This window comes from Pseudoalteromonas sp. 1181_04, from assembly GCF_052850545.1.
Genome location: NZ_VXCS01000047.1, coordinates 1 through 9,634, shown reverse-complemented (window position 1 = coordinate 9,634; position 9,634 = coordinate 1). Strand labels below are relative to the sequence as shown.

At 40.8% G+C, this 9,634-nt stretch carries 6 protein-coding genes; 1 reads left to right on the top strand and 5 read right to left on the bottom strand.

Annotation, left to right across the window (positions count from 1 at the left end):
• Positions 1-162: 162 nt before the first annotated feature.
• Entirely contained in the window at positions 163-642 is a 480-nt protein-coding gene (locus FW757_RS22525) for a DUF721 domain-containing protein (RefSeq protein ID WP_145236680.1), read from the bottom strand.
• A gap of 1,369 nt (positions 643-2,011) precedes the next feature.
• Here FW757_RS22525 and FW757_RS22520 point away from each other — a divergent pair.
• A complete protein-coding gene (locus FW757_RS22520; RefSeq protein ID WP_446441740.1) occupies positions 2,012-3,400 on the top strand; it encodes an MBL fold metallo-hydrolase RNA specificity domain-containing protein in 1,389 nt (462 codons plus the stop codon).
• Positions 3,401-3,560: 160 nt separating this feature from the next.
• Here FW757_RS22520 and FW757_RS22515 read toward each other — a convergent pair whose 3' ends face one another.
• From FW757_RS22515 to FW757_RS22500, 4 genes are all read right to left on the bottom strand, one after another.
• Positions 3,561-3,833 carry a four helix bundle protein gene (locus FW757_RS22515; protein WP_220491401.1) on the bottom strand — a complete coding sequence of 91 codons (273 nt, stop codon included), beginning with the start codon at positions 3,831-3,833 and terminating at the stop codon, positions 3,561-3,563.
• Positions 3,834-4,011: 178 nt separating this feature from the next.
• Positions 4,012-4,923 (bottom strand): UTP--glucose-1-phosphate uridylyltransferase GalU, encoded by a 912-nt coding sequence (gene galU / locus FW757_RS22510; RefSeq protein WP_149980576.1) that lies wholly within the window; start codon positions 4,921-4,923, stop codon positions 4,012-4,014.
• Positions 4,924-5,923: 1,000 nt separating this feature from the next.
• Positions 5,924-7,090, bottom strand: coding sequence for a nucleotide sugar dehydrogenase (locus FW757_RS22505; RefSeq protein WP_446441739.1), 1,167 nt, complete (start codon positions 7,088-7,090; stop codon positions 5,924-5,926).
• Between the two features lie 359 nt (positions 7,091-7,449).
• Complete coding sequence (locus FW757_RS22500) at positions 7,450-9,405, bottom strand: polysaccharide biosynthesis protein (RefSeq protein WP_182719460.1); 1,956 nt, start codon at positions 9,403-9,405, stop codon at positions 7,450-7,452.
• Positions 9,406-9,634 lie beyond the last annotated feature (229 nt).

The following is a 9,634-nucleotide window of genomic DNA, read 5'->3' as shown; positions in this document are numbered from 1 at the left end:
GTTCTAGGTTCTAGGTTCTAGGTTCTAGGTTCTAGGTTCTAGGTTCTAGGTTCTAGGTTCTAGGTTCTAGGTTCTAGGTTCTAGGTTCTTCAATACAGTTGCAAACTAAATATACATGGTAAACTTTTCCTAGCGCCTATTTCTTCCTAGCGCCAAAAACCTTTATTTTTTACCATGCCTCGCTAGTCGCTCTAGCTTTTCTTTTAGTGACGGTGGTGCGCTTTGTGCAATCGCATTAAGGTAATCAGCGGTTTGTTCACTCATAGCTAATTTATTCGCGGGAGTGGCGTTAGCTGTTTTTAACGCATTATTTGGACTTAATCGTTGGCTGGCTTGTGGGTTAGCGGTAATTTTGATTTGCCCAAGTTCTGCCATACCGGCACTACGAAAGTGTGACAGCATATCCATTTTTAAGTAGTTTAAACGCAGTGCTATAGGTGCAGATACCGCCTCAATCATCAGCGTACCATCGCGATAATTACTAACGCGACATTTTCCACCTAAATTAGCGCCCAAAAATTCACTTAACAACGTTTGTTGTTTATCTAATGCTTGGCTTTTACCTGCATACGACGACAATCGACCACTCAGGCCAGCCATAATATCGTTTAAAGGTTTTGGCGCGAACCTATCTTTAGCCATGCAAAACACCAAAAGTTACATTGAAGAGACTGAGTTTAATTGAATGCAAAGGTTAAAGCTACCTCGAGAAATGAAAGATACGGGGTAATAGGTATTAGGTATTAGGTTAAAGGCAGAGATTAGCTACACCTGAAATCTAATGACTGATGGTTCAATACAAACGCGCGGCATAAAGCCGCGCCTAAGCTTTAAAATATAGGAACCAGATCTTAAAGCGCAGGTCCTAGTCACTTCCCTAGTACCCTTGCCTTCCTAGCACCTTTGACCTTTTAGCGGTGGCAAGCCACTCGCCTACAAGTAATTAATTAAACACCAGAGTACAACTTAACTCCCGTAGGCGTTGAGCTTGCTGACGCACAAACACCGAGCCACACTTAAAACGCGGTGGCAAGCCACTCGCCTACAAGTGATTAATTAAACATCAAAGTAAATTTAACACCCGTAGGCGTTAAGCTTGTTGACGCACAAACTCCGAGCCACATTTTAAAACGCGGTGGCAAGCCACTCGCCTACAAGTGATTAAACATCAAAGTTAAATTTAACACCCGTAGGCGTTGAGCTTGCTGACGCAAAAACACCAGAGCACATTTCAAAACGCGGTGGCAAGCCACTCGCCTACAAGTGATTAATTACACACCAGAGTAAAATTTAACACCGAGATAAAATTTAACACCCGTAGGCGTTGAGCTTGCTGACGCACAAATACCACGCCACATTTTAAAACGCGGTGGCAAGCCACTCGCCTACAAGTGATTAAACATCAAAGTTAAATTTAACACCCGTAGGCGTTAAGCTTGCTGACGCAAAAACACCACATTTTAAAACGCGGTGGCAAGCCACCCACTCGCCTACAAGTAATTAATTAAACATCAAAGTAAAATTTAACACCGAGATAAACTTTAACACCGTAGGCGTTGAGCTTGCTGACGCAAAAACACCGAAACAATATTGAGTATCTCGCCTGCAAGTGATTTAACACCGAGATAAACCTTAACACCGTAGGCGTTAAGCTTGCTGACGCAAAACACCACATTTCAAACGCGGTGGCAAGCCACTCGCCTACAAGTGATTAATTAAACATCAAAGTAAACTTTAACACCGTAGGCGTTGAGCTTGCTGACGCAAAAACACCACATCTTGAAACGCGGTGGCAAGCCACTCGCCTGCATAAGCATATACACAAAAGGTTAATGCCAGGCAAATTGTACAAAACGTAGGAAATGGCTTTAACCATGAATTTTATAATCCCCGCATCATAAAGCCTTCGAGTACCTTTAACCTCTAACCTTCTCTCTTCAACCTTTTAATTTGACATTTTTTATCCTAACCTTGTTTCTAATTTGTATAATTTAATCAACAAGGATCAACCATGAAAATTACCCATCATGGAGCGGTGAATGGGGTTACGGGGTCATGCCATCAGTTAGATTATGATCAACACTCATCGGTGTTGATTGACTGTGGGCTTTTTCAAGGGGAAGACGCCGGGTCAAGTTTAGCTATCAACTTTGATATCTCAACTGTCACTGCGCTGATTGTTACGCATTGTCATATTGACCACGTTGGCCGCATACCTTACTTATTTGCTGCTGGTTTCTCTGGCCCTATTTTTACTTCGAAGGCATCGGCAAGTCTATTGCCATTAGTGATTGAAGATGCACTTAAAGTCGGTGTAACGCGAGATCAAAAAATTATTAACGCCTGTTTAAGCTTACTTGCCAAGCGTATTGTCGCTATCGAATTTAATAGCTGGTTTGACTTACCAACCACCAGCAACAAGCCCACCGCGAAAGCTCGCTTACAGCGTGCCGGGCATATTTTAGGCTCCGCCTATGTTGAAATAGATATAGGAAAAAAACCGAATTCCCATCGCGTGGTATTTTCTGGTGACCTAGGAGCGCCGCATACTCCGCTACTACCTTCCCCAAAAGCGCCTTACAAAGCCGATACTTTAGTGATCGAATCAACCTATGGTGATAAAAACCATCAAGGCCGAAAAGAACGCACGCAAACACTGAAAAAGGTGATTGAAAAAGCCGTTGCCGATAATGGCATTGTATTAGTGCCAGCGTTTAGCATTGGCCGTACGCAAGAGTTACTGTACGAACTGGAGCAAATAATTCACAACGCAGCTAAAAATTCACCATGGCAAAATATAGAGGTTATTGTTGACTCCCCTATGGCAGCTAACTTCACCACAGAGTATCGAAAATTTAAAACCCTCTGGGACGATGAAGCAAAAAAACGCTTAGCCAAAGGTCGTCATCCATTAAACTTTGCGCAGTTGCATACTATCGACAGCCACCAAGAGCATATTGCCGTAATTAATTACCTAAGCAAACGCAAACAACCCGCAATTATTCTTGCCGCTAGTGGCATGTGCACCGGCGGACGAATTGTGAATTACCTAGAGCGATTTTTACCTGATGAAACTACCGATGTGATTTTTGTTGGCTACCAAGGCCGTGGCACGCTCGGCCGAGATATTCAAACCTATGGACCAAGTAATGGTTATGTGCATATTAATAACCATAAAATCACCATTAACGCAGCAGTACACACAATCAGCGGCTACAGTGCTCATGCAGATCAAAACGGCTTAATAAAATTTGTAACAGGTATGCGTAAAAAGCCCAGCCATATAAAAATAGTCCATGGCGATGATGATGCAAAACAGGCATTAGCCCAAGAGTATCGAGAGGTACTAGGAGAAGGAGTTAAAATTGAAATTGGGGAATCGTTGACGAGCTTCGAGTAGCGGGCTACGAGCAGCCCGGTGTTAAATTTAGTCTAATTCCTAGTCTTTAACCTTTTCATTATTCTGTGTAGCACAGGTTGTGAGATTCTCATGAGCTTTTGATTACATAGATCAATTTCCCAAGCATTCTCCCAATTACTTCGCACTCATTTAATGCGAACTATGTTTGCTCGTGATTGATATAACCAAGCTCAAAAACAATCATAAGCTGCGTTTTTAATTCTCCTACAGAGCCTTTTGCCACAGAAAGAAAATACGCTCTTTCTTTATCGGAATAGCGCTCATAACCTTCCGCTATATTACTCGGAACAGAAACAGCACAGCGACACATTTGATCTTTAAGCCCAAAATCTCGTAAATCATTGAAAACTTGATATACAAATAAACTTAATGAAAAAGATTTCTTCCATACATCTAAATTTTCATATTTCATCACCCCTCCTGGGTTGCTACTCCCTTTCGAAAACGACTAAATAACAATGGAACTATAATTTAACTGCAGGACGTAATATATCACCTCGCAGAACAACCCAGAACCTAATTACTATAATCAGCGGCTACGATGATACGTAGCCCGCAACTCGAAGCTCGAAACCTCAGACATCTAAATTTTACACTGCCTTTAAATGACTTGGTTTTTTAGGGTTAACTAACTCTGCAACAAAGCTTGTAAAGTCAGCGCCTAGGTTTTCATCACGCATGCTGTATTCAACAATCGCTTTTAAATAACCTAATTTGTCACCACAGTCATGAGCCCGGCCGCTCATATGAAATGCTTCAACCGTTTCAATTTTCATAAGCATATCAATAGCGTCGGTTAGTTGTATTTCACCACCTGCGCCAACCGGAGTTTTATCAAGTAATTGCCAAATAGTTTTTGACAGCACATAACGACCAACTACAGCAAGGTTTGATGGCGCGTCACCAACACTTGGTTTTTCAACCATTGTTTTGATTTTCGCACTTTCACCCGCAGTAATTACAGCGCCATTTATATCAGCAATGCCGTATTTACATACATCTTGCTCAGGTACGGGTTCAAGCATAATTTGGCTTGCTGATGTTGCTTTAAAACGTGCAATCATTGCCGCTAAGTTTTCAGTTTTTTGATCTGCAGTATAAGCATCAAGTATTACATCAGGCAGTAAAACTACAAAATCTTCATCACCAATGATTGGCTTAGCACACAACACTGCATGACCCAAACCTTTAGCTTCACCTTGGCGCACATGTAAAATAGTTACATCAGGTGGGCAAATAGAGCGCACTTCATCAAGTAACTTTCGCTTTACGCGTTTTTCAAGTGTCGCTTCAAGTTCAAAGCTAGTATCAAAATGGTTTTCAATCGCATTTTTAGAGCTATGAGTAACAAGCACAATTTCTTTAATACCCGCTGCAACGCACTCATTCACTATGTATTGAATAAGTGGCTTATCAACCAGTGGGAGCATTTCTTTTGGGATTGCTTTAGTCATTGGTAACATACGTGTACCAAGTCCAGCAACTGGGATAACAGCCTTCATAGTTAGTCCTTTATTTAATATTTAATTTAACTTAATCTAACAACACAAAGCTTTATCGGAAGTGAATGTATTCGGGCTTCGAACAACGAGTTCCTAGCTCCTAGTCACTTCCCTAACACCAAGTACCGTTGTCTTCCTAGCACCTTTAACCTTTGACCTGTTCGCGGTGGCAAGCCACTCGCCTACAAGTAAGTGATTTAACATCGAGGCAAACTTTAACACCGTAGGCGTTAAGCTTGCTGACGCGTGTTTATTAACATCTTTATCTTCTCGCCTAAGGTAAAATGTAAAAACGTAGGAAATGGCTTTAGGCCTGTTCGCGGTGGCAAGCCACTCGCCTACAAGTAATTAATTAAACACCAGAGTAAAATTTAACACCCGTAGGCGTTAAGCTTACTGACGCAAAAACACCACACCACATTTTGAAACGCGGTGGCAAGCAACTCGCCTACAAGTAATTAATTAAACACCAGAATACAATTTAACACCGTAGGCGTTAAGCTTGCTGACGCAAAAACACCACACCACATTTTAAAACGCGGTGGCAAGCCACTCGCCTACAGGTAATTAATTAAACATCAAAGTAAATTTAACACCGAGACAAACTTTAACACCCGTAGGCGTTGAGCTTGCTGACGCACAAATACCACACCAAATTTTGAATATCGCGGTGGCAAGCCACTCGCCTACAAGTAATTAAACACCAGAATACAATTTAACACCGTAGGCGTTAAGCTTGCTGACGCATGTTTATTCACATCTTTATCTTCTCGCCTAAGGTAAAATGTACAAAACGTAGGAAATGGCTTTAGCCATGAAGTTTATAAACCGCGCGGCATAAAACCGCGCCTACGCTTTAAAACATAGTAGCTAGGTTTTAGGCTCTAGGTCCTAGTCACTTCCCTAGCACCTTTAACCTTTAACCTTTAACCTTTAACCTTTAATCTTTAATCTTTAATCTTTAATCTTTAATCTTTAATCTTTAATCTTTAACTATTACTTAATCACTACCAAATAAATCGCGCGTATAAACTTTATCTGCAATATCACTCAGCTCTTCAACCATACGGTTGGAAACAACAACATCTGAAAGCTGTTTAAACTCATTAAGATCTTTAATCACACGTGAATTGAAAAATGCTTCATCTTTTAAAGCTGGCTCATATACGACAACTTCAATCCCTTTCGCTTTAATGCGCTTCATAATCCCTTGGATTGCAGATGCTCTAAAGTTGTCTGACCCCGTTTTCATAACTAAGCGATACACGCCAACTATTTTAGGGCTGCGCTTAATGATTGAGTTCGCAATAAAATCTTTACGGGTAGTGTTGGCGTCAACAATAGCGCCAATCATATTATTTGGCACATCTTTGTAGTTAGCTAACAACTGCTTAGTATCTTTTGGTAAACAATAACCACCATAACCAAATGAAGGATTATTATAATGGTTACCAATACGAGGATCTAAGCTTACACCTTGTATAATTTGCTTCGCATTTAAGCCATGGCTCTCAGCGTAGCTATCGAGCTCATTAAAGTACGCTACACGCATTGCAAGATAGGTATTTGAGAATAACTTGATTGCTTCGGCTTCTGTAGAGTCAGTAAACAGAACCTCAATATCTTGCTTTATAGCACCTTGAGCCAATAAATTAGCGAACGTTTTTGCGCGTTCACTTTGCTCACCGACAATAATGCGAGATGGATACAAATTGTCATGCAATGCTTTACCTTCACGTAAAAATTCTGGCGAAAATATTACATTATCAGTGCCAAGCTTTTCTTTAATCGACTGTGTATAACCTACTGGTACAGTTGATTTAATGACCATAGTCGCCGTTGGGTTAATTCTTATTACATCTTTAATAACCGACTCAACACTATTGGTATTAAAATAGTTTGTTTCAGGATCATAATCAGTCGGTGTAGCAATAATTACAAATTCAGCGCCAACCAGTGCTGACTCTTTATTTGTAGTCGCGGTAAAATTTAATTGCTTATTTTGTAAAAAATCACTTATTTCAACGTCAACAATGGGTGATTGCTTGTCTTTTAAAAGTGCAACTTTATTTTCGTCGATATCAAGGGCAACAACCTTATTGTGTTGCGCAAGTAACATAGCATTAGACAGGCCAACATAACCCGTGCCAACAACAGCAATTTTCATTTTAAATTCCTTAAACGTCTTATTTAAAGCATCTTAGTACAAAGGCATATCGCCTAATACCTAGAGGCTTTCATCCAATTTTTTAATTCACATCACAATATATGATTACAACAGTTTAAAACTAAAAGGTGTCAGGCTAAATCTAACCCCAGTAGGAACTAGCTTCCCTAGTGCCTAATCACTCCCTAGCTCCTGCCTTTAATCTCTACCTCTGTGAACTCCGTGCCCTCAGTGGTGAATAAATCATTTAAAAATTTTTTACCACCGAGTACACCAAGGCGCTTCGAGCTACACCGAGAAGGCAAAGTTAAGCCTAGCACCTAGTCTTTTACCTAGCCCCTAGTACCTTTAACCGTCCCCTACCCCTTCAAATTAACCACATTCGCTTGAGGAGTACTTTCGAGCTGTTTGCCTTTTTTAGCATTCCATACCAAATCACAGATACCATCCGTTGGGTTAAATCCCGTTGGGGCGTCGAGTAACAATTGGCGGATCATTTCGTGGTCAAAGTTATGACAGGCAATGTCAAATGCTTCTAAAAACACTTTTAATTCAGGTAGCGGCAACATAGCTTCATTTGCCGTCATAATTCGCTCATGTGGCGTTTCACCAACGTTATCACCGATTAATAACTCTTCGTAAAGCTTTTCACCTGGGCGCAGGCCGGTGCATAAAATTTCGATATCACCATGGGGGTTGGTTTTGTCTTTCACTTCAAGGCCTGAAAGGCGGATCATCTTACTGGCTAAATCTTTAATTTTTACCGAGTCCCCCATATCAAGTACAAATACATCACCACCTTTGCCCATAGAGCCGGCCTGAATTACCAATTGCGCAGCTTCCGGTATGGTCATAAAGAAACGGGTGATATCTTGGTGAGTAAGCGTAATAGGGCCACCTTCTTTAATTTGCCTGCGAAATAACGGCACCACAGAACCAGACGAGCCAAGCACATTACCAAAGCGCACCATACAAAAACGCGTACGATGTTCTTTACCTTTACTTTGCGCTAAACCTTGTAATACCAGTTCAGCCATGCGCTTAGTGGCGCCCATTACATTCGTTGGTCGCACCGCTTTATCGGTGGAAATTAATACAAAGGTTTCAACCTTTGCGTTAACGGCTGCTTTGGCTGCGTAGTAAGTACCAAATACGTTATTACGCACACCTTCAACCACATTATGCTCAACTAAAGGTACATGCTTATAAGCCGCTGCGTGGTACACCGTTTGTACACCAAATGCCATCATTACGGTTTCAATACGGTTAATACGTTGCACAGAGCCCATTATTGGGATTAGCTCTAAATCAATATGATTATTTGCTATGTACTCATTTAATTCTTTTTCAATAGAATACAAACCAAACTCAGAGATTTCAAATAACACCAGTTTTTTAGGTTGCTGCCTAACTATTTGCCTACACAGCTCAGAGCCAATAGAACCACCGGCTCCAGTAACCATCACTATTTTGCCAGTAATGTTGGCAGCCATAAGTTCTGGTTTTGGGGTAACTGGGTCACGGCCCAATAAATCTTCAATTTCAACTTCTCTAAATTCAGAAAGCTGCGCTTTACCTTCAACTACATCTGCCATACCAGGGATAGATAAAACTTTAATCGTTAATGGCTCTAGCTGCGCAAGTACTTCTTTGCGCCTTGCTCGGCTTGCACTTGGTAACGCTAACAATACTTTAGTAGCCTTGCCTTTATTAATCAGTTCATAAATATCTTTAAAACAAATTACCGGAATACCTTGAACGATAGACCCTTGTTTGCTTTGATCATCATCAATAAAAGCACGAACGTAATATTCTGGCCCGGCACCGAGTGCTGTTGCAAGCTGCCTTCCCGCTGAGCCTGCACCGTAAATAATAACCGATTCTTTATTTACGGTGGCCATTTTGCCGATCATCGCTCGCACTAAAATGCGCGAACCACCAACGGTAAGTAAACATAACCAAGCAAAAATAAATGGCATGGTACGTGGGATAGTAATACCCACAAAAAACGACAACAAGACTAAGCAAGCAGTAGTAATAATAGTACCAAGCACAATAGCCCAGAGCGCCTGCGAATTCATGTACCTTAATACAGCACGATATAAACCAAGATTGATAAATGCGATTAAACCAGTAGGAATTAACATTGCTAACAGCAGCCAATTACCCACCTCACTAAAAGGTGCAAGGCTGTCCAAACGCACTATAAGCGCAAGCCAAAATGCTGCGGCAATAAAAAGTGAATCAATAAATAAGGTGATAGCACGCTTTTTAGCGCGAGAAGCATTCAAAATAGACCGGATGAAACTATCCACAACAAGTTCCCTTTTCTTGTATTCTGTTGATTCGAAAAATAAAGAGCAAAACAGTAGCTCTTTAATTGTTAAAATTTTATCAATTATAACCCTAAATGAACAAAACAGCCACAAACCAATACATAATCATTAGTTATTGATTTTAATAAAAATAGAGGAGCTAGAAGCTCGGAGTTTTTCAAGTTAGTTGTCGCCTCAAGTTAAATTTTATGCCGCCCGCATTTCTTCT